The sequence below is a fragment of the Novosphingobium sp. genome, from assembly GCF_039595395.1.
GTDB lineage: Bacteria > Pseudomonadota > Alphaproteobacteria > Sphingomonadales > Sphingomonadaceae > Novosphingobium.
Map to the genome: position 1 here is coordinate 2861643 of NZ_JBCNLP010000001.1, position 22846 is coordinate 2884488.

The following is a 22846-nucleotide window of genomic DNA, read 5'->3' on the forward strand; positions in this document are numbered from 1 at the left end:
GCTACGATGCGGCGCCCCCGCCATCTCGCCGGAAGACGTTATGGGAGCGCGAGGGGGTAACCCCCTCGCATTTCTCTTCCTGCAAACCTCCCTGCCCCAAACCCGATCACCATCATCGCATCGCGGGCAGTTGCCCTTTTCACGCCCACGGCTTAAGGCGCGCGCTATGTCCACATCCGCCAAACCGCTCACCTTCGCCATTCCCAAGGGCCGCATTCTGGAGGAGGCCTTGCCTCTGATGGCGCGCGCCGGTGTCGTGCCCGAGGCCGAGTTCCATAATCCCAAGTGCCGCGCGCTGTCGTTTGCCTGTGAGGACAGCGACATGCGCCTGATCCGCGTGCGCGCTTTCGACGTGGCGACCTTCGTGGCCCATGGCGCCGCGCAGGCCGGGATCGTGGGCAGCGATGTGGTGGATGAGTTCGCCTATGCCGATCTTTACGCGCCGGTCGATCTGGACATCGGGCATTGCCGCCTCTCGGTCGCCGAGCCGGTCGAGCGCAATCCGGATGATGCCACCGCCAGCCATCTGCGCGTCGCCAGCAAGTATCCCAACCTCACGCGCCAGCACTTCGAGCGCCTCGGCATTCAGGCCGAGGTCGTCAAGCTGAACGGCGCGATGGAACTGGCGCCCGGTCTGGGTCTGGCGAGCCGGATCGTCGATCTGGTTTCGACGGGCAAGACGCTCAAGGACAATGGTCTGGTGGAAACCAGCCAGATCATGACGATTTCGGCGCGTCTGATCGTCAACCGCGCGGCGCTGAAGACCGATCCGCGTGTCGGCGCGCTGGTGGACCGCTTCCGCGCCTTGGCGGCGAAGGCGGCGGCATGATCCGGCTCGACACGCAGGAGGCCGGTTTCGCCGAGGCCTTTGCCGCTCAGGTCGCCAACCGGCGTGAGAGCGATGGCGATGTCAGCGCGCTGGTCACGCAGATTCTGGCCGATGTGCGCGCGCGCGGCGACGATGTGCTGGCCGAGCTGACCGGCAAGTTCGACCGCCACCCACTGGTCACCGAAGCCGACTGGCGCATCGATGCCGATGCCTGCCGCACCGCTTACGAAGCGCTGGCCCCGGAACTGCGCGAGGCTCTGGACACCGCCGCCGAGCGTATCCGCGCCTATCACGCCGCCCAGCTTCCCGAGAACCGCGACTACACCGATGCGCAGGGCGTCCGCCTTGGCGCGGTGTGGCGCGCGGTGGATGCGGCGGGGCTCTATGTGCCGGGTGGCCGCGCGGCCTATCCCTCCTCGCTGCTGATGAATGCCATTCCGGCCAAGGTGGCGGGCGTGGAGCGCCTTGCCGTCACCACGCCGACGCCGGGCGGGGAGATCAACCCGTTGGTGATGGCCGCCGCGCATATCGCCGGTGTGGACGAGATCTGGCGCGTGGGCGGGGCTCAGGCGATTGCCGCGCTGGCCTATGGCACGGAGCGCATCAAGCCGGTGGACGTCATCACCGGCCCCGGCAACGCCTGGGTGGCCGAGGCCAAGCGTCAGCTTTACGGCGTAGTGGGCATCGATATGGTCGCCGGGCCTTCGGAAATCCTCGTGATTGCCGATGCCAAGAACGATCCTCACTGGATCGCCGTCGATCTGCTGAGCCAGGCCGAGCATGATCCCGCCGCCCAGTCGATCCTGATCACCGACGATGCGGAGTTTGCCGAAGCCGTGGCGCAGGCCGTGGAAAGCGAACTGAAGCTGCTGGCCACGCAGGAAGCCGCCCGCGCAAGCTGGGAAACGCATGGCCTGATCATCACCGTGCGCGATCTTCTGGCCGAAGCCCCGGCGCTGGCCAACGCGCTGGCCGCCGAGCATGTGGAGATCGCCACCGACGATCCGCAGGCCCTGTTCGCCAAGATCCGCCATGCCGGTTCGGTGTTTCTGGGCCGTCACACGCCCGAGGCCGTGGGCGATTACGTCGCCGGCCCCAACCATGTGCTGCCCACCGGGCGGCGCGCACGTTTCGCCTCGGGCCTCTCCGTGCTGGATTTCATGAAGCGCACCAGCTTTATCCAGCTCGACGAAGCGGCCCTGCACAAGATTGGCCCCGCCGCCGTGGCTCTGGCCGACGCCGAGGGCCTGCCCGCCCATGGCCGTTCGGTCTCCATCCGGCTGGGGAAGTGAGGACATTATGAGCAGAGAACACCAAACGCCCCGCAATCGCGCCCGTGCCGCCGCCCGTCTGGCGGCCGTTCAGGCGCTGTACCAGCATGAGATGGAGGCCACGCCGATGGCCACGCTGCTGGACGAATTCCACCGCCACCGTCTGGGCGCCGAGATCGAGGACGTGCAGTTCCTCGACGCCGACCGCATCCATTTCGACGATGTGGTCAAGGGCACCGTGGCGCGCATCGGCGAGATCGACGCGGCCCTCTCCGCCAAGCTGGCCGAGGGCTGGAAGCTGGAGCGCCTCGACAAAACCATGCTCCAGTTGCTGCGCGCGGGCGTCTATGAGCTGATCGCGCGCGATGACATCGCCATCGGCACGGTCATCAACGAATATGTCGACGTCGCCCATGCCTTCTTCGAAGAGCGCGACGCCAAATTCGTGAACGGCGTGCTGGACGCGGTGGGCAAATCGGTCCGCTGATCTCCCATGGCGGGCGAGCTTGAATTCATCGCCCGCCTGCGGGATCTGGCCAGTCACCCTGCCGCGCGCGGGCTCAATGACGATTGCGCGGTGCTGGAGGTGGGCAGCGAGACGCTGATCCTCACCCATGATTCGCTGGCGCAGGGCGTGCATTACCTGCCCGATCAGGACATGGCCGATGTGGCCTGGCGTCTGGTGGCCACCAACCTGTCCGATCTGGCCGCCAAGGGCGCCGATCCTTTGGGCGTGTTGATCGGCTATACGCTGGGCCGCGATGACGAGCGCTTCCTTGACGGTCTGGGCGAGGCCTTGCGCCATTACGATGTGCCCCTGCTGGGCGGCGACACGATCACGGCGGATGGCCCCCGCACGCTGGGGCTGACGGCGATCGGCCGCGCCACCCATCGCCCGGTGCCCTCGCGCGCCGGGGCTCAAGTGGGCGACGGCATCTGGATCACCGGAGCCGTCGGTGCGGCGATGCTGGGTCTGGAGGCTTTGCAGGCCGGTGACAGCGATCCTGCCGCCAGCCTTGCCTATCGCCGCCCCGATGCCTTGTTGGCGCAGGGTCAGGCGCTCGCCCCGCTGGTCACCGCGATGATGGATCTGTCCGATGGCCTGCTGCTCGATGCCTATCGCATGGGCATCGCCAGCGGCGTCACGCTCGCCATCGACAGCGCCGCCGTGCCCATTGCCACGCCCGAAGGTCGCCGCGATGAGGCCCTGCGCTGGGGCGACGACTATCAGTTGCTCTTTATCCTGCCCGACAGCGTTCAGCCGCCCGTGACCGCACATCGCATCGGTAAGGTCTTGGCGCGAAAGGACGCTCCGCTCATGCTCGATGGGCGATTGCTGGCCGATGCCAGCCATCTGGGCTGGCAGCACGAGGGTTAATCGACACCCTGCCAAGTTGCGATGCCACAAAGCCAAGCATCTGATCGAAAAGACAACTCAAACCGATCAGCCTTTTCTTACCGCATCGCAACAAAAGAGCTGATCGCTACTTTTCCGAAATTCCCCATATTGGTCAAAGTTTTCTTTGCCGAAATCACCCTCTCCACTATGATCGCACTGCACCGTCTTCGCCCCATAGGATAGAAAGAGGGCACAAACCGGGCGGGCAGGCGCAATTTTGCGCCATGGAAGAGAGGGGAGCGGCTTGATGAGTCCGATCGCCACCGCCATCGCCTTTGGGGCCCTGGCTATTTTATATGGCATTGTCACCGCGCGGCAGGTCTTGTCCGCGCCCACCGGCAGCGAGAAAATGCGCGACATCGCGGCCGCGATTCAGGAGGGCGCGCAGGCCTATCTCAAGCGGCAATATTCCACCATCGCCGTGGTCGGCGTGATCGTCGCCATCATTGTCACCGTGGCGCTGGGGCCGATCTGCGGCGTGGGCTTCGTGCTTGGGGCCGTGCTGTCGGGCGCGGCGGGCTTTATCGGCATGCATGTGTCGGTGCGCTCCAACCTGCGCACAGCGGCGGCGGCCCAGCATGGCCTGCAAAGCGGGCTGACCTTGGCCTTCCGCGCGGGGGCCATCACCGGCATGCTGGTGGCGGGGCTGGCCTTGCTCGCGATTGCGATTTTCTTCTGGTATCTCACCGGGCCTGCCGGACATGCGCCGGGCGACCGCACCGTGATCACCGCGCTGACGGCGCTGGCCCTGGGCGCTTCGCTGGTGTCAATCTTTGCGCGTCTGGGCGGGGGCATCTTCACCAAGGCGGCTGACGTCGGCGCCGATCTCGTCGGCAAGGTCGAGGCGGGCATCCCCGAGGACGACCCGCGCAACCCCGCCGTCATCGCCGACAATGTGGGCGACAATGTGGGCGACTGCGCCGGCATGGCCGCCGACCTGTTCGAGACCTATGTGGTGACCATCGGCGCGACCATGGTGCTGACGGCGCTGCATTTCCGGGGCCAGCCCGCTCTGGTGTTCCCACTGATGAGCCTGCCGCTGCTGATCGGCGGCGTGTGCATTCTCACCTCGATCATCGGCACATACTTTGTGCGGCTGGGCGGATCGGGCAACATCATGGGGGCGATGTACAAGGGCTTTGGCGTTACCGCCGTGCTCTCCATCCCCGCGATCTGGCTGGCGATCGCCTCGGTGATCGGCGATGTGGCGGGCGAGATGAGCACGCCACTGGGCAACAGCACGCTGACCGGGCAATCGCTGTTCCATTGCGCGCTGCTGGGGCTGGCGATCACTGGGCTGATCATCTGGATCACCGAATATTACACCGGCACGGGGTATCGCCCGGTGCGCTCCATCGCCAAGGCATCCGAAACCGGGCATGGCACCAATGTCATTCAGGGCCTGGCGATCAGCCTTGAGGCGACGGCTCTCCCCACGCTGGTGATCGTGGCGGGGATCATCATCGCCTATCAGCTCGCCGGGCTGATCGGCATCGCCTATGCCGCGACATCGATGCTGGCGCTGGCGGGCATGGTGGTGGCACTCGATGCTTACGGCCCTGTCACCGACAATGCGGGCGGCATCGCCGAAATGGCCGGGCTGGATGACAGCGTCCGCGAAAAGACCGATGCTCTGGACGCTGTGGGCAACACAACCAAGGCGGTGACCAAGGGCTATGCCATCGGCTCGGCGGGGTTGGCGGCGCTGGTGCTGTTTGCCGCCTACACCACCGATCTGCGCGAGTTCTTCCCCGGACTGCATGTCGATTTCAGTCTGGAGAACCCCTACGTCATCGTCGGGCTGCTGCTGGGCGGGCTGCTGCCCTATCTCTTCGGCGCCATGGGGATGACGGCGGTGGGCCGCGCGGCGGGCGATGTGGTGCTCGATGTGCGCAACCAGTTCGCCAGCGATCCCGGCATCATGGCGGGCACATCGCGGCCCAATTACGCGCGCACCGTCGATCTGGTGACGCGGGCCGCGATCAAGGAGATGGTGCTGCCATCGCTGCTGCCGGTGCTGGCGCCAGTCGTCGTCTATGGCGTGATCACCGCCGTGGCCGGGCGCGAGAACGGCTTTGCCGCGCTGGGCGCCTTGCTGCTCGGCGTGATCGTGGGCGGACTCTTCGTGGCGCTGTCCATGACCAGCGGCGGCGGCGCCTGGGACAATGCCAAGAAATACATCGAGGACGGCCACCACGGCGGCAAGGGCTCCGAGGCCCATAAGGCCGCGGTGACCGGCGACACGGTGGGCGACCCCTATAAGGACACCGCCGGGCCCGCCGTGAACCCCATGATCAAGATCACCAACATTGTCGCCCTGCTGCTGCTGGCCGCATTGGCCGGGCAGGCTGGCGCAGGATGAAAAACACCTTGTTCGCGTTAGTTATTCTTTCGCGGATCACCTGCTAGAGCTTCTCCATCGGTACAGGTCGCGCCGATGGAGAAGATTGTTTCGTGCTTGCCCCGCCCCACCTCGCATCGGATCACGCGCATCGCGCCGTGCTGCGTGCCATCGACTGGCGGGATATGGAAAGCTCCCAGGCCATCGCGCGCTGGGATGCGCTGGCAATGCGGGCCAGCGAGCCCAATCCCTTCCTCGAAAGCTGGTATCTGCTGGCTTCGTTGCGAGCATTGCAGCCGGCGCGAGTGCAACTGTGGTGTGTTGAGAGCGATGGCGCCCTGATCGGGCTGCTGCCGGTGCAGGCCGCGCGATCTTATTACGGGCGGCCCATTCCTCATCTGGCGGGCTGGACTCACCCCAACAGCTTCCTCGGCGCCCCCCTGGTGGCGCGCGGCGCGGAAGAGACTTTCTGGCAAGCCCTGCTGGCCCATGCGGACAAGCATGCCGGACTGGGCCTGTTCCTCCATCTCACCGACCTGCCGCTGAGCGGGGCGCTGGCCGACGCCCTGCGGATTGTGCTGGCAAGCCGCCCGCATGCTCTGGTCTGGCGCGAAGAGCGCGCGATGCTGTCCTCCCCGCTCTCGCCCGAGGCCTATCTGGAGGCCTCCATGTCCGGCAAGAAACGCAAGGAACTGCGCCGCCAGCATGCGCGCCTGTCGGAAACCGGCGCCCTGGCGGTCGAGCGCCACCGTGACGCCACCGATCTGGCCGCATGGATCGAGCAGTTCCTGACCCTCGAAGCCGCCGGATGGAAAGGCAAGGCCGGTTCCGCCCTCGCCTGCCGCCCCGACACCGCCGCCCTGTTCCGGGAGGCGATGAATGGCGCGGCACAGGCGGGGCATCTGGAACGCATCGCACTGACGCTGGATGGGCGGCCCATCGCCATGCTCGCCAATCTGCTGACGCCGCCCATGGGGTTCAGCTACAAGACCGCTTTCGATGAGAGCCTCTCCCGCTTTTCGCCGGGGGTGCTGCTGCAGCGGGAAAATCTGGCGTTGCTTGACGATGCCGCCATCTCAGCCTGCGACAGTTGCGCCGCCGCCGATCACCCGATGATCGACCATATCTGGAGAGAGCGCCGCGCGGTGGGGAGGGTTTCCATCGCGATTGGCGGGGCATTGCGGCGGATGCTGTTCAGGGAAATTGTAAAAAGAGAGCGGCAGGAAGAGTGGAAGTAGAAGATGCGAGGGGGTTACCCCCTCGCGCTCCCATAACGTCTTCCGACGCTCGGGCAGTGGCACCCGATCCGGGCGCACCAACTCTCCACCTGCACCACCTAAAGCGCCGCAGGCATTAGCTCTCTGAACTGCGCGCCATGCTGGCATTTTCTGCCTGCGGCGCCGCAATCTGGGCGCAACGCCGAACCCTTGGCGCAAGGTCGACAGTAAAGGGAGCGCGAGGGCGATGGCCCTCGCATCTTCTCTTTCCTTGAACGTTCTTCATCCCCCCGGATGATAGAAATCATACACCGCCCGCGCCACGGTTTCCGAAACCCCCGGCGCCCGCACCAGATCGTCCAGCGCCGCCGCCCGCACCCGGCTCGCCGTACCGAAATGCAGCAACAGCGCGCGTTTCCGCGCAGGCCCGATGCCGGGGATCTCGTCCAGCGGAGACGCCGTGATCGCGCGCGAACGCTTGTCACGGTGGGCGCCGATCACGAAGCGGTGAACCTCGTCGCGCAGGCGTTGCAGGTGGAACAGCACGGGGGAGTTGACCGGCAGCATCTTCTCGCGACCATCGGGGAAGTGGAAGACCTCGCGCCCGTCGCGGCCGTGGTGGGGGCCCTTGGCGATGCCGATGATGGCCACATCTTCCACGCCCAGTTCGTTCACCACCTCCATCACGGCGCTGAGTTGGCCTTTGCCGCCGTCGATCAGGATCAGGTCGGGCCACAGGCCCTTGTCGCGCTCGGGGTCTTCCTCCATCACGCGGCCGAAGCGGCGGGCGAGGACTTCGCGCATCATGCCGAAATCGTCGTTGGTCTCGGCCTGCTTGATGTTCCACTTGCGGTACTGGCCCTTGATGAAGCCTTCCGGCCCTGCGACAATCATCGCGCCGAGGGCATGGGCGCCCTGGATGTGGCTGTTGTCGTAGACTTCGACGCGCTGGGGGATCTCGGGCAGGTCGAGGAATTCGGTCATCTCGCGCCAGATTTTGGCCTTGGTGCCGGTTTCGGCGGCGCGGCGGTCGAGCGCTTCGACGGCGTTGCGCGTGGCTTGATCCACCAATCGCTTGCGGTCGCCGCGCTGGGGCATGGCGATGTCCACCTTGCCGCCCGCGCCCTCTTTCAGCGCCTCGGCCAGCAGGTCGCTTTCCGGTAATTCGCGGTCCAGCAGAATGACGCGCGGAGGCGGCACCTCCTCGTAGAATTGCGCGAGGAAGCTTTGCATCACCTCGGCCTCTTCCAGACCCTCGGTGTGGGTGGGGAAGAAGGCGCGGTGACCCCAGTTCTGGCCGCCACGGATAAAGAAGGCCTGAATGGCGATCTGGCCGCTCTTCACCGCCATGGCGAAGATGTCGGCGTTGGGCAGGCCCTCGGCATGGATGGCCTGCGAGCCCTGAATGAAGGTCGCGGCACGCAGGCGGTCGCGCAGCATGGCGGCGCGTTCAAAGTCAAGATCTTCGGCGGCCTGCGCCATCTGGGCCTCGATCTCGCGCTGCACCGCATTGGATTTGCCACCGAGGAAATCACGCGCCTGCCGCACGAGGTCGGCATAGCCGTCCTTGTCGATGCGATCCACGCAGGGCGCGCTGCAACGCTTGATCTGGTAGAGCAGGCAGGGCCGATCACGACGGCTCATAAAGCTGTCGGTGCAACTGCGCAGCAGGAACAGCTTTTGCAGCGCGTTGATCGTGGTGTTCACCGATCCGGCGCTGGCGAAGGGGCCATAGTAATTGCCCACCGCCTTGCGCGCGCCGCGATGCTTGGAGATGCGCGGAAAATCGTGATCGGTGCGCAGCAGAATGAACGGAAAGCTCTTATCGTCGCGCAGCAGCACATTGTAGGGCGGCCGGAAGCGCTTGATCAGCTGCGCCTCCAGCAGCAGCGCCTCGGCCTCCGAATTGGTGGTGATGATCGTCATGCCCCGGCATTGCGAGACCATGCGCTGCAGCCGCAGAGGCAGGCGATCGACCTGCGTGTAATTGGCCACGCGGTTGCGCAGCGCCCGCGCCTTGCCGACATACAGCACATCGCCGCGCACATCGGTCATGCGATAGACGCCGGGGCGCGCGGGCAGCGTGGCCAGCACCTCGCGGATGGCGGCGACGCCCGCGTCGAGATCGGGATGCTCGCTGCCGCCCCGGATCAGGCGCGTGGCGGCATCCTCGTGGAAGCGGTTGGGGCTGGCTGGAATGTTGGGGCCGGATGAGTCGGTGGGCATCGCCCCCAGATAGGGTATCGCATGCCAAATGGGGAGAGGCCCAAGGCCCCTCCCCACAGATCAAACTCAGAACATTTTCCGCAGTTCCAGCGACAGCGTGCGCCGGTTGGGCGAGAGATAGGCCCATTGATAGGCCGTGGGCGTCACGCCGTTGCTGTCGGTGACCTTGCTGTAATTATCCAGCAGATTGTTCACCCCGAAGGACAGGCGGGCGTTCTTGAAGAAGTCCGACTTCTTCACCAGGCTGGCCTGCTGCCCCAGATCCACGAAGGCCCGCGCATTCAGCGAAACCACCGAGCCAAAGCGCAAAGCGGTCGAGCCGGGCGCGCCGCTGTCCTTCACATGGGTGGTGGAGGACCAACTACCGCTCAGCCTCACGCCGATGCCCTTGTAGGAACCGCCCGCATCCAGCGCGATGGAATGCCGCGCCACGCCGCCGCCCGAGCTGATCGTGTCGCCGCTCAGCAGGTCGAGCGGCTGGCTGCCTTGGGTGAGCTGCACGCGGTCGAGGAAATTGACCGTGTGATAGATCGAGACGTTCCAGCGCCCCGGATAGCGGGCGCGATCGCGACCGCCGCCGCCACCCGGAGGGGGACCACCGAAACCACCGCCGGGGCCGCCGCCAAAGCCGCCACCGCCGCCCCGGCCACCACCACCACCGCCGCCGCCTGAACCGCCGCCACTCAGCGCCGCGCCAGAACCGCCACCTGCCGTCGAACCCGATGCTCCGGCACCGCCGCCACCCGAACCGCCGCCGGAGCCGCCACCTTCGCCGCCACCGCGACCCGATCCGCCGCCTTCACCCGGCGGCGGGCCACCCTCGCCCGGAGGCGGACCGCCCGGCGGAGGACCATCGCCGAACATGCCGCGACGGCGCACCGGCGGCAGCGGCTTGCCCACATTGCCGAACAGGTTGAAGCCCCAGCGCAGGCGCTTTTCGTGCTGGCTGGCGATGGTGACGGGGGTCTCGTCGATCTGGGTGATGTCGCCCGTCAGGCTGTCGCGGGTGACGCGGCCCGGATAGGCGCCCAGCACCGCCGCCGTCAGCGCCGGGAAGCTGGAGGACACATTGCGCGAGCGGTTGTCGAAATATTCGACGATCAGGTTCGAGTTCTTGACCACCGGCAGGGTCCAGTTGATCCCCAGCTTGATGTCGTTGCGGCTCTCGCGCACCAGACCGCGGTTGCCGCCGGTGATGACGGTGGCCAGCACCGACTGGCCCTTCACGAAATCATAGACCGACTGGTTGTAGCTGATGGTCTGCGCGCCGCCCAGATTGGAGAGGCTGGGAGCTTCCTGGTTGAAGATGTAGCTGGCCTGCAAGCTCAGCTTGGGGGTGATGCCCCAGGTCGCGCCGCCGCTCCAGTTGGTGATGACGCCGAAGTCCGACAGATTGTCGAGCCCGCCCGAGATGTTGAGCGTGATGTCGCCCAGCGCCGCGCCGAAGTTCTCGCGGCGGCTGGTGACCGGGATCGCCAGATTGAAACCCGCCGACAGATCGCCGCGCTTGAGATTGCTGCCCGTGCCCAAGGTGCTGTGACTGTCGAGCCCGGTGTAGGCGAAGCCCGCCTTGGTGGTCAGCCCCATATGGCCGCCCGGCAGGCGGATCACGCGGCCACCAAAGGTCAGCAGGCTGGTGAAGGAGTTGGTGATGCTCTTCGACACCGTCTGCCCCGGATCGGGCAGCGAGGGCAGCGCGCCGGTCAGCGACAGCGTGCCCGCCGAAGCTTGCGCCAGCATGTCGGTATAGGCCGTGCTGGAGGTCGAATAGCGGTTGTCGTTGCGCGTCGTCGCCTCGGCATGGCTGCCGTCGAAAGTGGCCGACAGGTTCCACAGGCCGACCGGCTTGTTGAGCGTGACGCCAGTGCTGAAGGTGTCGGTGCGGCTGAACTGGGTCAGCGCGCCGGGGAAGGTCCGCACCGCCGAGGCGTTGTTCGGCCCGGTCAGCGTCACCGTGTTCAGGCCATTGAGGCCGGTGGTGTCGGTGCGCGCGGCGGTGCCGTTGATCGCCAAAGTGCCCGACATCACCTTCTTCGAGAGCGGCATCGTATAGGTGGCGTTGAGCGTGTAATCCTTGGTGCTATCGACCAGCGTGCGATAATCGCCCGGCTGCGGATCGGCGGCAACGGTGGGCGTGGTGCCGGCATTCTGGGTCACCCCGCGCTCGGCCTCGGTCAGCGGGCTGGTGTAATCGGCCTTGAGCGAGATGTTGAAGCGCTTGCCATGGTCGATCTTCAGGTAATTGGCCTGCCCCGCCGTGGTGCTGGTGCCGCCGCGCGTGGGCGAGGTGAACTTGCCTTCCAGCACCTTGCTCTTGAACAGATCCTTCAGGATGAAATTGACCACGCGCTGATCGGGCGGATAGCCGAAGCGCAGCGCCACTTCCTCGGGCAGGATCTCCACACGGCGGATCGCCTCGGGCGGATAGTCGCGGATTTCGCGGAAGGAGGAGATGCGCTGGCCATTGACCAGAATGACCGGGCCCGAGGCCCCGCGCCCGCGCCCTGTGCCCGTCTGCGGCGAGATGGCGTCGAGCAGATCGCTGATCGAGTTCACGCCGTAAGCGGCGATATCTTCCTCATCCATCACCGCCAGCGGGGGCTGGGCCGCCTCGACCTGCCCCGGAATCTTCTGGCCGATGACCACGATTTCCTTGCCCTTGGTGTCCTTGGCATGGACCACGCCGGTTGGCACCGGCGCATTGGTGGCATCATCGGTCAGCCCGCCCGAGGTGGTCACCGGCGCAGTATCCGACGTCTGCGCGTAAGCAGTGCCTGCCATCAGAACAGGGAGGAAAGCGCAAAGCGCCACCATCGATGAAGAGGACAGCCTCGACAAGGTCTTGAAACTCCGCAAGGGGGATACGATATGTATCGGCAGATCAGGGAAATTCGACACTGACCGGATGCCTGTGACCCGATGATGAAGCAAGCGGATGCGGGTATTAATTTGTCGCGTCCGGGATACACTTGCTGCATATCTGCAACAGCTTTCGCGCCCATTTACGATGTTTCAGGCGGTTTGGTCTGTTTGGACAATGTGCTTTCGCACATTGTCAGAGCGGCACCGGCCCTCTCCCCCGCCCGGCCACCCACAGGATACTATTGATGGGTGGCCGGGCGGGGGAGAGGGCCGGTGCCGCACATTCGGCGTAAGCCGAATATCCAAACAACCACGCCAAGGCTTCCCTTTTGGCACATCTGCCGCTATGTGCCCGCCCAAACAGGGGTTGTTTAGGCACCTGATCGATCTCCCGGCCCGGATTTTTGGGCCTCCTCCACTTTGGAAACCGAAAAACCGGATGGCAAAAGAAGAACTCCTCGAAATGCGCGGCCAGGTGGTCGAACTTCTCCCCAACGCGATGTTCCGCGTGCGTCTGGAGAATGACCATGAAATCCTCGGCCACACCGCCGGCAAGATGCGCAAGAACCGCATCCGCGTGCTGGTGGGCGACGAAGTGCTGGTCGAACTGACGCCCTATGACCTCACCAAGGGGCGCATCACCTACCGCTTCATGCCCGGCCGCGGCGGCCCCGGCGGCTATTGAGCATCGCCGTTTCCGCGTTGATGGAGGCTGACGGGTCTGACAAGGCCCGGCCGCTGCTGGTCTTGGCCTCCTCCTCGCCCCGGCGGCGGGAATTGCTGGCGCGGCTCAATGTCGCGCCCACCCGCATCGCCAGCCCCGATATCGATGAAAATCCGCGCAAGGGCGAAGTGCCCCGCGCCTATGCCTTGCGCATGGCGCAGGAAAAGGCACGCGCGGTAAAAGCCGAGCCCGGCGAGATCGTGATCGCGGGCGATACGACGGTGGCCCTGGGCCGCCGCATCCTCGACAAGGCCGAGACCGACGACGGTGTGCGCGCCATGCTGGGCAAGCTGGCCGGGCGTCGGCACCGTGTGTTCGCTTCCGTGGCCGTGGTGGATGCGGAAGGGCGCGAAAAGTCGCGCCTGTCCGAGACCATCGTCACCTTCAAGACTTTGAGCGAGGCCGAGATCGAGGCCTATGTCGCCAGCGGCGAAGGCCTTGGCAAGGCGGGTGGCTATGCCATCCAGGGCCTGGCCGAGGCGCTGATCCGCGCGCTGGCGGGCAGCCATTCGGGCGTGATCGGCCTACCGCTCTATGAAACCCGCGCCCTGCTGCGCTGGGCCGGCTATCCGCTGGGCTGATCCGCGATGGAATGGCTCGTCGAACAGGGCATCGGCGAGGATCGCGCCCTCGGTTACAAGGATGGACAGGTGGTGGCCGCAAGGCTCGACTGGCCGGGCATGCTTGCCGCCGGGCAGATCGAGGAGGCGCGCCTGACCACCCGCCTCGCCGGAACACGGCGCGGCATCGCCCGCTTTGCCAGCGGCGAGGAGGCTTTGGTCGATTCCCTGCCGCGTGACGCCAGCGAGGGCGCCAATATCCGCCTGATCGTCACCCGCGCGGCTCTGGCCGAAAAGGGGCGCTTCAAACAGGCCAGGGCCAAGCCCACCAGCGGCGAACCCCGCCCCGCCCCCAGCCTTGCCGACAGCCTGCGCGCGCAAGGCCATGACGCCAAACCCGTGCGCCGCCTGCCCGGCGGCGACTGGGACGAAGTGTGGGAGGCCGCATGGTCGGGCGAGATCGCCTTTGCCGGTGGCGCGCTGATCGTCTCCCCCACCCCCGCCATGACCTTGATCGACATCGACGGCCCCCTGCCCCCGCGCGATCTGGCGCTGGCCGCTGTTGAGCCCGTCGCGCAGGCCATCGGCTGGCTGGATCTGGCCGGGTCGATCGGCATCGACTTTCCCACCCTCTCGGCCAAGGCGGACCGGCAGGCGGTGGACGGGGCGCTGGAGACCGCGCTCGACGCCTATGACCATGAGCGCACCGCGATGAACGGCTTCGGCTTTGTGCAGATCGTGGCGCGGATGGAGCGGCCCTCGCTGCTGGCGAGGCTGGCACATCATCGCGCCGATGCCGCAGCACGCCTGCTGCTGCGCCGCGCGGAAAGGGTGGATGAGCCCGGCGCCCTGCTGCTCACCTGCCCCCCTGCCGTGCGCAAAGCCATTCTGCCCGCATGGGAGGCCGAGCTGGCACGGCGCAGCGGGCGCAGCATCCGTTGGGCCGAAACGCCCGGCCCCGGAAAAACCATAATGGCGCTGGACGGCGGCTTTGCCCAGGCCATTCCTCTTTAGGACCGCATCATGACCCTCACACGCAAATGCCCCATCTGCGGCAAGCCCCGCAGTGCCGACCATACCCCCTTCTGCTCGGCGCGCTGCCGCGACCGCGATCTGATGCAATGGCTGGAAGATGGCTATGCCCTGCCCGGCCCCGTGATCGACGAAGAATCGGACGGACTTTCGTCCAGCCGCCCCAAGGATTTTTCCACAGAGTGATTTTCCTGCTTGCCAAGGCACGAGTCCTTGGCCATAGGCGCCTCCACCAGACGCTGAACGGTCACAAACCGGACAGCCAAGGCGATGCCTGGGTAGCTCAGTTGGTAGAGCACGGGATTGAAAATCCCCGTGTCGGCGGTTCGATTCCGTCCCCAGGCACCATCGCCTCATCTCTGGTTTTTCACGATATTTGATGGATCGATGAAGACCTCCGGCCCTCGCCGCGAGGTCTGCGGGCCGATCGGGCCGCGATGCCGTCCGACGCTCCTCGCAAGCAGGCGCGGACTTGATGCGCCTCCGCGCCCATCCCGCCCCGCGCCCCCTGACGCTGCCCATGCTGCGCAACAAGGGCACAGGCTCAACAGCCCATTAACCACACACCGAAGCCATTCCTTGGCGGATGATGCCTATCAGATGCCCTCCGCAAGGAGGCGTTGAACGTGAAGACAGCAAAGACGATCGCGGGCCTGATGTTGGGTCTGGCTCTTCCGACAGTGGCACAGGCCAGTGACGGGCGCGTCGGCTTCAGTTCCAGCGCCTCGGCGACCATCACGGTCATCATTCCTCCGCTGGGGGCAGGTATCGAGGCCGCGGCGCAGGGCGCGGTCGGCCTGTGGACGCTGACCTCGGAATCGGGCGGCATAATGGTGCATGTGCCCGAGACCGTCTCGACGGGCCAAAGCGCCAAGCTGGATATCTATCGCACCGACGGCAATCTGGTGGAGGTCTCCCTTCCCGCCAAGAGCAATGTCAGCCTGGTGCATCAGGAGGCCACGCCGGCCACCGCCATGGAGCATAGCGGGCTGATGCGTCAGACCTACACGCTGGCGGCGGCCACGCAGTCCACGAGTTCAGAACCGGTTCAGGTCACGATCACCGCTGTGTGACAATTTGGCGCCTTTTGGCGCAACAAAACTGCGGCATTGCTGGGGAATCGACCGCTCTGAGTCGCGAAAAAGGGCGATTTCGGCCCGATTCCCTGTACCAATAGTTAACGCGCGCACCCTGTCCGACGCGCCTATACGGCGAAGCGCGGCCCCCTGCCCCGCAGGAATTTCCCTTAAAAAATCCATAGTTAAATCCACGTAGGGTTTTCCCCCTCAACGATCTGTCTCGTTCCGGGACTGTGGTGGCGGGGTTTAGCTTGACTGAATGGGCGTATCCCCTATCTCGAAGCCAAGCCAAGGCAGTAGAAGAAACGGAAGAAACTTTCCGTTCTGCCGGGTGTGGGGCACTACAAATGTTACACTTCCGCAGTCTTTGTACTGCACTGCTCTTGTGCGGTGCAGCACCAGCCAGCGCACAATTGGCGATTGATCGTCTGTGGGTGGACTTTGAGCCCAACATCACGCCGCGTGCCGATGTAATCATTCGTAACGAAAGTAAAGATCGTTACTACATTACTGTCGCGCCGTCCGAAATCGTCAATCCTGGCACGGCCACGGAAAAGCGGGTGGAAGAGGCAGATCCCGACAAGCTGGGCCTGTTGGTGACACCAAATCGGCTCATTCTGGAGCCGGGCGGCATGCGCTCGATCCGGATTGTCTCGCTCAACAACGCCCTGACCAGCGACCGCATCTATCGCGTCCGCATCTCGCCGCAGGTCGGCGATATCGAGACCACGCAGAGCAATGTCGCCAACCGCGACATGGCGATCAAGCTGCTGGCCGCCTATGATGTGCTGGTCACCGCGCGCCCCAACGATGCCAAGGCGCATCTGGTCACCACCCAGGGCGACAAGACGCTGGTCATCCGCAATGACGGCAACACCAATCTTCTGCTGTTCGATGGCGAACTCTGCGCCACGCAGCCTGCCAAGAGCAAGAACGACACCACGGCCTGTCAGGGTGTCGGCTCGCACCGCATGTATCCGGGAACAAGCTGGGAATTGAAGACCGGATCATCGACCGACACCTTGCACGCAAGGCAGAGGTTGTACGCCTCGACCGAACCCAAATCCGTAGTTCTGCCCTGAGAAGGGTAGGGTCGGGCGTTTCCATTTCGCTAAAAATGAAAACGCCCTGAATGACGTACCCGCGTCACCTGAAGTCCTGGCGGTGTTCCCTAGACAAGACGCCGCCAGATCAAACGCAAAGCCCGCACATTCTGTCCGGGCTTATAACCTGGAGGTCTCTATATGGTAAAGCTTCTCAACAAGGCGTTAATCGCAGCTCTGGTGCTTTCTCCCGTGATGGCCGCTCCTGCCATGGCCGCCACCAACGGCGCCCTGTCGACCTCGAGCAGCGCCGGCACCGTTGATTTCACCGCCGTCATCCCCTCGATGGTCCGCATCTCGGGCCTGACCGACATGACGCTGAACGTCACGCCTGACGCCGTCACCAGCCCCTATTTCAGCCGCGAAGACACCGAGAGCAAGTTCTGTGTCTACTCGAACATCGGCGCCGATGGCGGCTACACGCTGAAGGTTGACGGCACCGCCGGCACCACCAACCCCTTCGCCCTGACCAACGCCTCGACCAACGCCAAGCTGAGCTATGACGTGTGGGTTTCGGACAACGTCAGCAACTCGTTCAAGAACTACACCTGGCCCGGCAATGTCGTGACCGGCTACAAGACCACCTCGGGTGGCCAGGCCCGTCCCGCCACGCTGGACTGCTCGGACGTGGGCAAGAACGCCCTGGTCCATGTTGGCATCAACAACACCAACATCCTGGCTGCGACGGCTGGCACCTACAAGGGTACGCTGACCATCACGGTCTCGACCATCTAATGGCGTTGCGGTGGCCGCTTCCGGGCGGCCACCGCCACCTTTCCGGTTGGAGACGACCCGTGGTACGCAATCTTATCGCTATTCTGGCCGCCGCGCCGGTTGCGGCCATGGTTTTTCCTGTCGCTTCGGGCCATGCTTCGGCGGTTTCGCTGCTGTCGCCGCCGCCCGTGGCAATGCACAGCGCTCCCAGCGCGCCTCGGGCCGATCTGCGGCTCTATGCCCATACCGCGCACACGGTGTGGAGCGGAACGGGCGATGCATGGGACGCCATCGATCTGTGCCTCGCCAGCAGCACGGGCCGCTATCGCCTGCGCATCGCCAGCCTGAGCGGCGGCGCGCTGATGGGGCCGGGCAAGCTGCGCTACACGCTGTCGCTAACCGATGGCGCCGGCGTCAGCCATGATGTGACGCTGCAGGATCAGGTGCTGGTCGCGATCGAGGGGCAAGCCCCCGCCGATGCGACCTGCGACCGGGGGCCCAATGCCACGCTGCGCCTGCGCGCGCCGCAGGACGAATTGCTCAAGGGTCAGGCAGGCCGCTACCTCGACAGGTTGCGGCTGGCGATCGACCCTCTCTGATCCTCACGGATCTTTTTCACTCTCACTTTTCGCGGGGCACTCATGATCCTGTCGCTGGTCGGGCGTGACCGGATGTCGCGCCGCCTTCCCTTTCTGCTGTGCGCCGCCTGCTGGGTGGTGACCGCCCAGACGGCGCTGGCGCAGGCTCAGGCTCCGGCGCAACCCGTCGTGCCCCCGGCAACGCCCGCCAACAAGATCAAGATGACCGAGCAGACCGCCGGACAGCAGCTGCGCACCCGCGCGCCGACCGGTTTCGAGGACATGTCGAACCAGACCACGACGCTGTTCGACCTGACCTTCGAGGGTCGCCACATCGGCGCGTTTCAGGCGACCTATCGCGACAACAGCCTGCGCTTCACCGATCCGGCCGCCGTGGCCGCCGCGCTGGGCGACGAGGTGGATGCCGCGCGTGTCATCGCCCTGCTGTCCGATCCGCTGCCCACCAATGAGAGCCTGCGCTGCAAGCCGGGCGAAGCGGTCACCTCGGCCTGCGGCATCCTGCCGCCGGGCCAGTCGGGCGTGGTGGTGCTGCCCGAGCGTTTCGCCGTCTCGCTGTTTCTGGCGCAGAGCTTCTTCAAGACCCGGCCGGTCGAGATCCGTCGTCTGGGCGCCCCGGTCTCGGGCCCCTCGCTGATCCAGGGCGCGCGCTTCTCGGCGGCGCTGCAGGGCGGCGAGGTGCGCTATGGCGGCATCTTCGACACCGTTGCCAGCGTCGGGCGCACCGCGCTGGTGGGGCAGACCGTGCTCACCGACACGCAGGGCCTGCGCGAGCAGGAGCTCTACGCCCAGCGCATCTGGTCCGAGCGCAAGGTGGCCGCGGGCCTGCTGCAGGATCTCAACCTGCTGACCTTCAACAGCTATCGCATCGCCGGCGCCCAGTTCAGCAGCTTCTACCAGACCCTGATCGACGGCCCCAACGACACGGCGACGCCGCTGGCCATCGTGCTGCCGCAGCGCGCCCAGGTCGAGGTCTATCGCGATGGCGTGCTGGTGCAGGCCGCGCAATATGACGCGGGTCTGCAGCGGATCAACACGCAGAATTTCCCCACCGGTTCCTACACGGTGCGCATCGTCGCGCGCAACGGCAACACGGTGCTGCTGGATGAGCGGCGCAGCTTCACCAAGCTGGCCAACCTGCCCCCGCCGGGCAAGCTGGCCTTCGACCTGCGCGTGGGTGAGCGCGTGTCCGACAGCTATCAGCTCGGCAGCGACATCGGCACCACGGTCGACAAACAGGCCTTCCTGCCGCCGCTGACCGGCGAGTTTGCCGCCACCGCCTCGGTGCAGCGGCGCATGGGGCGCTCGCTGGCGCTGGGGGCCAAGGTGCTGATGTTCGGCCCGCGCGTCTATGGCGAAGGCTCGCTGCAGCTCTTTCGCGGCAAGACGCAGGGGATCATCGCGGGCGGCATCGGCTCGGGCGGCACCTGGTCGGGGCTGGTCAGCGGTCAGGTCGCTTTCCGGAGCACCACCTTCAGCCTGTCGGCCCGCACCACCCATACCGACGATCCGCTGGGCGACGCCACCAGCTTCGATCTGCGCACCTATCGCCCCTTCTACCGCTCCGAGGATTCGATCTTCGCCTCGGTGCAGCGCAAGCTGCTGGGCGGCACGCTGGCGCTCAGCGCCGGTTACACGCGCTCGAGCGCCCTGCCCGACCGCTACACCTATTCCGCGCAGTTCACGCGGCCTGTGCGCCTGCCGCTGATCGGCGTGGCGCTGATGACCGCGCAGGGCAGCGTCTCCGAAGTGGATCGCCGCTTCACGCTGGGCTTCGCCTTCTATCGTCAGGTCAACCGCCGCACCGATGCCGCCTTCAATCTGGGCGGAGAGGTCGCGCACAGCAATGACGGCAGCGTGCGCAACGGCGTCTCGCCGGTGGCCTCGGGCACGATCACCCAGAACCGCCAGATCGGCAACACCGATCTGGTCACCCAGTTGGGCGGCTCGACCGATGCGGACAGCAACCGCGTCTTCGCGCTGGCCCGCGCCTCCTCGCAGATCGGGCAGGCGGATCTGACCGCCCAGTATGAAACCGATTCCGGCGGCACCAGCGACAAGTCGCTGCTGTTCAACGGCCAGACCGGCTTTGCCATCGGCGGCGGCAGCTTCAAGATCGGCGTGGCCAATCCGGCCAGCGGTCTGGTGCTGGTCAAGATCAAGGCGCAGGACGATGACGGGCGCGCCACCTCCATCCCCTCGCAACGCATGGCGGAGCAGCAGGATGACGATGAGGATCATCCCAAGACCCCGATCGCCTCGGGCGGCTATCGCGTCACGGTGGATTCGCGGCCGGGCAATCTGGTGAAGCCGGGGCAGAGCGTGGCGGTCGGCCTGCCCGCGCTCAAATCCTATCGCGTCGGGCTCAAGCCCGAAGGCGCGCCGCCCTTCGATCTGGAAGCGACGGTGCATGAGGTGCCGCTCTATCCGGGCAATGTGGTGCGGCTGGATTATACGGCGCGCGAAATCGTCACGCTGTTCGGTCAGGCGGTGGATGCCAATGGCCGCCCGCTGCGCAATGCGCGGGTGCAGGCGGGTGACGATCTGATCACCACCGACGATCTGGGCTATTTCACCGTCACCTCGCCACTGGAGGATACGGTGACCATCAAGACCGATACCGGCCAGGCCTGCCTTGCCCGTCCGGTCCAGCAGATCATCGGCAAGACCTCGTCCAGCGTGCTGTACCGCGTGGGCAAGCTGGCCTGCGACAAGTAAGGCCTAGCCCGTTCTCCCGCCCGGTCATCCAACGGCAGTATCCTGTGGGTGGCCGGGCGGGGGAGCGGGCTGGCGCCGCTAAAATCCGGCTCTTTCGCCGGATTTTCAGACAGACGCCTGCCGGTGCTATCTTAGACGTTCCGCCAGAAAATCGACGAAGGCGCGGATGCGCGCGGGCGTGCTGACCCCGCCGACGAACAGAGCATGGATCGCCTCCACATCGCCGGGGTTGAACTCTTCCAGAATGGGCACCAACTGCCCCGAAGCGATCTGCGCCGCCACGCTGAAATGGCCGACCCGCGCCACGCCGACGCCCGCCGCGGCCAGTTGCCCCAACGTCTCGCCATTGTTGGCCTCGATGTTGCCTTTGACCGTCAGGGCGTAATCGCGCCCGTCGCGGCGGAAGGGCCAGACCGGCTCGACCCGGCGGAAGTTGAAGTTGAGGCAGTTGAAGCGATAGAGGTCCTCAGGCAGTTGCGGCGTGCCATGCTGCTCCAGATAGGCGGGCGCGGCCACTATCACGCGACGCGTTTCACCCAGCTTGCGCGCGGTTAGCGTGCTGTCGGCCAGCGGGCCGAAGCGGATCGCCACATCGGCCTGCCCGCCCGCCACATCGACCAGCGTGTCGGTCAGCGCGATGTCCACCACGATATGCGGATAGAGCGCCGCGAATTCGCCCAGCAGCGGCACCACGCAGAGCCGCCCATGCGAGAGCGCGGCATTGATCCGCAGCCGCCCGCGCGGCGCGCCCTGATCGGCGATCTGCTGCTCGGCATCGTCGAGATCGGCCAGAATGCGCCGCGCCATCTGCAAATAGGCCTGCCCCTCCGCCGTCAGCGTCAGCGCGCGGGTCGAGCGCAGCAGCAGCCGCACACCCAGCCGCGCCTCGATGCGATCGATCGCCCGGCTGACCGCCGAGGGGCTGAGGCCCAGCAGACGGCCCGCGCCGGAAAAGCTGCCTTCCTCCACCACAGCGGTGAACAGGCCGAGCGCATGGGCGCGGTCGTCGCTGCCGGTCAGCCTTGCCTCATCGACCATCTTTGCCTCCAGCGCAAAAATCCCTTGCGTTCATGGTGACTACTGCTGGCGCTGCACAGAGTCCATCTATGCGTCAAATATCAAGGCTAGGATCGACTCATGGACTATCGTCAACTTGGCTCCTCTGGATTGCGCGTTCCCGCCCTCAGCTTCGGCACCGGCACCTTTGGCGGGCAAGGTCCGCTCTTCAGCGCCTGGGGCAGCAGCGATGCCGCCGAAGCGCGGCGCCTGCTCGACATCTGCCTTGAGGCGGGCGTCACACTGTTCGACACGGCGGATGTCTATTCCGGCGGCGCCTCGGAGGAAATTCTGGGCGAGGCCCTGCGTGGTCGCCGCGATGAAGCACTGATCTCCACCAAGACCGCCCTGCCGATGGGCGATGGCCCGCAGGACTGGGGCGCATCGCGCGCAAGGCTGATCCGCGCGGTGGAGGACTCGCTGCGCCGCCTCGGCACCGATTATATCGATCTGCTGCAACTGCATGCCTTCGATGCCTCCACCCCAGTCGAGGAACTGATGGGCACGCTGGCCAGCCTGATCGATCAGGGCAAGCTGCGCTATGCGGGCGTGTCGAACTATCCCGGCTGGCAATTGATGAAGGCGCAGGCCATCGCGAAGCAGCATGGCTTGCCGCCGCTGGTGGCGCATCAGGTCTATTACTCGCTGATCGGGCGCGCCTATGAAAGCGACCTGATGCCGCTGGCCGCCGATCAAGGCGTGGGCGCGCTGGTGTGGAGCCCGCTGGGCTGGGGCCGCCTGACCGGCAAGATCGGCCGCAACCGCCCCGTGCCCGAGGGCAGCCGCCTGCATGAGACCGAACAGTTCGCGCCCCCGGTCGAAACCGAACTGCTCTATCGCACCATCGACGCGCTGGAGGAGATCGCGGAGGAAACCGGCAAGACCGTCCCCCAGATCGCCATCAACTGGCTGCTGCGCCGCCCCACCGTCTCCTCGGTGATCATCGGTGCGCGCAATGAGGAACAGTTGAGGCAGAACCTCGGCGCGGTCGGCTGGGCGCTGACCCCGGAACAGGTGGCCAAGCTCGATGCCGCCAGCTTCGTGCTGCCGCCCTATCCGCACACACCCTATCACCAGCAGGAGGGCTTTGCCCGCCTGAACCCGCCGCTGGTTTGAGGA

The 22846-nt window shown here is 65.8% G+C and carries 20 protein-coding genes and 1 tRNA gene; 17 read left to right on the forward strand and 4 right to left on the reverse strand.

Going from position 1 to position 22846, the window contains the following annotated elements:
• Positions 1–166: 166 nt before the first annotated feature.
• The 4 genes from hisG to thiL are packed head-to-tail and all read left to right on the forward strand — an operon-like array spanning position 167 to position 3478.
• A complete protein-coding gene (gene hisG / locus ABDW49_RS13260; RefSeq protein ID WP_343612496.1) occupies positions 167–829 on the forward strand; it encodes an ATP phosphoribosyltransferase in 663 nt (220 codons plus the stop codon).
• Positions 826–2121, forward strand: coding sequence for a histidinol dehydrogenase (hisD, locus tag ABDW49_RS13265; protein ID WP_343612497.1), 1296 nt, complete (start codon positions 826–828; stop codon positions 2119–2121). Before hisG ends, hisD begins: the two co-directional genes overlap by 4 nt.
• Positions 2122–2128: 7 nt before the next feature.
• On the forward strand, positions 2129–2587 hold the full coding sequence (gene nusB / locus ABDW49_RS13270) for a transcription antitermination factor NusB (protein ID WP_206239345.1): 459 nt from the start codon (positions 2129–2131) through the stop codon (positions 2585–2587).
• Between the two features lie 6 nt (positions 2588–2593).
• Positions 2594–3478 carry a thiamine-phosphate kinase gene (thiL, locus tag ABDW49_RS13275; protein WP_343612500.1) on the forward strand — a complete coding sequence of 295 codons (885 nt, stop codon included), beginning with the start codon at positions 2594–2596 and terminating at the stop codon, positions 3476–3478.
• A gap of 66 nt (positions 3479–3544) precedes the next feature.
• Here the strand turns inward: thiL and ABDW49_RS13280 are convergent, their stop codons facing one another.
• Positions 3545–3859, reverse strand: a complete 315-nt coding sequence (locus ABDW49_RS13280) for a hypothetical protein (RefSeq protein WP_343614400.1) — start codon at positions 3857–3859, stop codon at positions 3545–3547.
• Between ABDW49_RS13280 and ABDW49_RS13285 the strand changes: the two genes are divergently transcribed.
• Together ABDW49_RS13285 and ABDW49_RS13290 are read left to right on the forward strand one after the other, a co-directional pair.
• Positions 3747–5861: a sodium-translocating pyrophosphatase gene (locus ABDW49_RS13285; protein WP_343612502.1), complete on the forward strand. Its 2115-nt coding sequence runs from the start codon at positions 3747–3749 to the stop codon at positions 5859–5861. The two genes, ABDW49_RS13280 and ABDW49_RS13285, sit on opposite strands and share 113 nt — an antisense overlap.
• Before the next feature lie 92 nt (positions 5862–5953).
• A complete protein-coding gene (locus ABDW49_RS13290; RefSeq protein WP_343612504.1) occupies positions 5954–7078 on the forward strand; it encodes a GNAT family N-acetyltransferase in 1125 nt (374 codons plus the stop codon).
• Positions 7079–7339: 261 nt separating this feature from the next.
• Here the strand turns inward: ABDW49_RS13290 and uvrC are convergent, their stop codons facing one another.
• On the reverse strand, positions 7340–9283 hold the full coding sequence (uvrC, locus tag ABDW49_RS13295; RefSeq protein ID WP_343612505.1) for an excinuclease ABC subunit UvrC: 1944 nt from the start codon (positions 9281–9283) through the stop codon (positions 7340–7342).
• Positions 9284–9349: 66 nt separating this feature from the next.
• Positions 9350–12022, reverse strand: a complete 2673-nt coding sequence (locus tag ABDW49_RS13300; protein WP_343612506.1) for a TonB-dependent receptor — start codon at positions 12020–12022, stop codon at positions 9350–9352.
• Positions 12023–12584: 562 nt separating this feature from the next.
• On the opposite strand from ABDW49_RS13300, the gene infA reads away from it, so the two are divergent.
• From infA to ABDW49_RS13350, 10 genes are all read left to right on the forward strand, one after another.
• Positions 12585–12830, forward strand: coding sequence for a translation initiation factor IF-1 (gene infA / locus ABDW49_RS13305; protein WP_068080272.1), 246 nt, complete (start codon positions 12585–12587; stop codon positions 12828–12830).
• Between the two features lie 20 nt (positions 12831–12850).
• Positions 12851–13450, forward strand: coding sequence for a nucleoside triphosphate pyrophosphatase (locus ABDW49_RS13310; RefSeq protein WP_343614286.1), 600 nt, complete (start codon positions 12851–12853; stop codon positions 13448–13450).
• Between the two features lie 6 nt (positions 13451–13456).
• Complete coding sequence (locus tag ABDW49_RS13315; RefSeq protein WP_343612507.1) at positions 13457–14443, forward strand: ribonuclease; 987 nt, start codon at positions 13457–13459, stop codon at positions 14441–14443.
• A 9-nt stretch (positions 14444–14452) separates the two neighbouring features.
• Positions 14453–14647 carry a DNA gyrase inhibitor YacG gene (yacG, locus tag ABDW49_RS13320; RefSeq protein WP_343612508.1) on the forward strand — a complete coding sequence of 65 codons (195 nt, stop codon included), beginning with the start codon at positions 14453–14455 and terminating at the stop codon, positions 14645–14647.
• Positions 14648–14733: 86 nt separating this feature from the next.
• Positions 14734–14809 (forward strand) — tRNA-Phe (locus tag ABDW49_RS13325).
• A 278-nt stretch (positions 14810–15087) separates the two neighbouring features.
• A complete protein-coding gene (locus ABDW49_RS13330) occupies positions 15088–15534 on the forward strand; it encodes a hypothetical protein (protein WP_343612509.1) in 447 nt (148 codons plus the stop codon).
• A gap of 440 nt (positions 15535–15974) precedes the next feature.
• Positions 15975–16622: a hypothetical protein gene (locus ABDW49_RS13335; protein ID WP_343612511.1), complete on the forward strand. Its 648-nt coding sequence runs from the start codon at positions 15975–15977 to the stop codon at positions 16620–16622.
• A gap of 162 nt (positions 16623–16784) precedes the next feature.
• Positions 16785–17378 carry a hypothetical protein gene (locus tag ABDW49_RS13340; protein WP_343612513.1) on the forward strand — a complete coding sequence of 198 codons (594 nt, stop codon included), beginning with the start codon at positions 16785–16787 and terminating at the stop codon, positions 17376–17378.
• A 59-nt stretch (positions 17379–17437) separates the two neighbouring features.
• Complete coding sequence (locus tag ABDW49_RS13345) at positions 17438–17956, forward strand: hypothetical protein (protein ID WP_343612514.1); 519 nt, start codon at positions 17438–17440, stop codon at positions 17954–17956.
• Positions 17957–17998: 42 nt separating this feature from the next.
• Positions 17999–20671 (forward strand): TcfC E-set like domain-containing protein, encoded by a 2673-nt coding sequence (locus tag ABDW49_RS13350; protein ID WP_343612516.1) that lies wholly within the window; start codon positions 17999–18001, stop codon positions 20669–20671.
• Between the two features lie 126 nt (positions 20672–20797).
• Here the strand turns inward: ABDW49_RS13350 and ABDW49_RS13355 are convergent, their stop codons facing one another.
• Positions 20798–21709, reverse strand: a complete 912-nt coding sequence (locus ABDW49_RS13355) for a LysR family transcriptional regulator (protein WP_343612518.1) — start codon at positions 21707–21709, stop codon at positions 20798–20800.
• A gap of 99 nt (positions 21710–21808) precedes the next feature.
• Here ABDW49_RS13355 and ABDW49_RS13360 point away from each other — a divergent pair, with 99 nt between their 5' ends.
• A complete protein-coding gene (locus ABDW49_RS13360; RefSeq protein WP_343612520.1) occupies positions 21809–22843 on the forward strand; it encodes an aldo/keto reductase in 1035 nt (344 codons plus the stop codon).
• Positions 22844–22846: the final 3 nt, after the last annotated feature.

Coding starts and splice junctions, on each gene's coding strand:
- hisG (WP_343612496.1), top strand. CDS start 167: ATGTCCACATCCGCCAAACCGCTCACCTTCGCCATTCCCAAGGGCCGC.
- hisD (WP_343612497.1), top strand. CDS start 826: ATGATCCGGCTCGACACGCAGGAGGCCGGTTTCGCCGAGGCCTTTGCC.
- nusB (WP_206239345.1), top strand. CDS start 2,129: ATGAGCAGAGAACACCAAACGCCCCGCAATCGCGCCCGTGCCGCCGCC.
- thiL (WP_343612500.1), top strand. CDS start 2,594: ATGGCGGGCGAGCTTGAATTCATCGCCCGCCTGCGGGATCTGGCCAGT.
- ABDW49_RS13285 (WP_343612502.1), top strand. CDS start 3,747: ATGAGTCCGATCGCCACCGCCATCGCCTTTGGGGCCCTGGCTATTTTA.
- ABDW49_RS13280 (WP_343614400.1), bottom strand. CDS start 3,859: ATGTCGCGCATTTTCTCGCTGCCGGTGGGCGCGGACAAGACCTGCCGC.
- uvrC (WP_343612505.1), bottom strand. CDS start 9,283: ATGCCCACCGACTCATCCGGCCCCAACATTCCAGCCAGCCCCAACCGC.
- infA (WP_068080272.1), top strand. CDS start 12,585: ATGGCAAAAGAAGAACTCCTCGAAATGCGCGGCCAGGTGGTCGAACTT.
- ABDW49_RS13310 (WP_343614286.1), top strand. CDS start 12,851: ATGGAGGCTGACGGGTCTGACAAGGCCCGGCCGCTGCTGGTCTTGGCC.
- ABDW49_RS13315 (WP_343612507.1), top strand. CDS start 13,457: ATGGAATGGCTCGTCGAACAGGGCATCGGCGAGGATCGCGCCCTCGGT.
- yacG (WP_343612508.1), top strand. CDS start 14,453: ATGACCCTCACACGCAAATGCCCCATCTGCGGCAAGCCCCGCAGTGCC.
- ABDW49_RS13340 (WP_343612513.1), top strand. CDS start 16,785: ATGGTAAAGCTTCTCAACAAGGCGTTAATCGCAGCTCTGGTGCTTTCT.
- ABDW49_RS13350 (WP_343612516.1), top strand. CDS start 17,999: ATGATCCTGTCGCTGGTCGGGCGTGACCGGATGTCGCGCCGCCTTCCC.
- ABDW49_RS13355 (WP_343612518.1), bottom strand. CDS start 21,709: ATGGTCGATGAGGCAAGGCTGACCGGCAGCGACGACCGCGCCCATGCG.
- ABDW49_RS13360 (WP_343612520.1), top strand. CDS start 21,809: ATGGACTATCGTCAACTTGGCTCCTCTGGATTGCGCGTTCCCGCCCTC.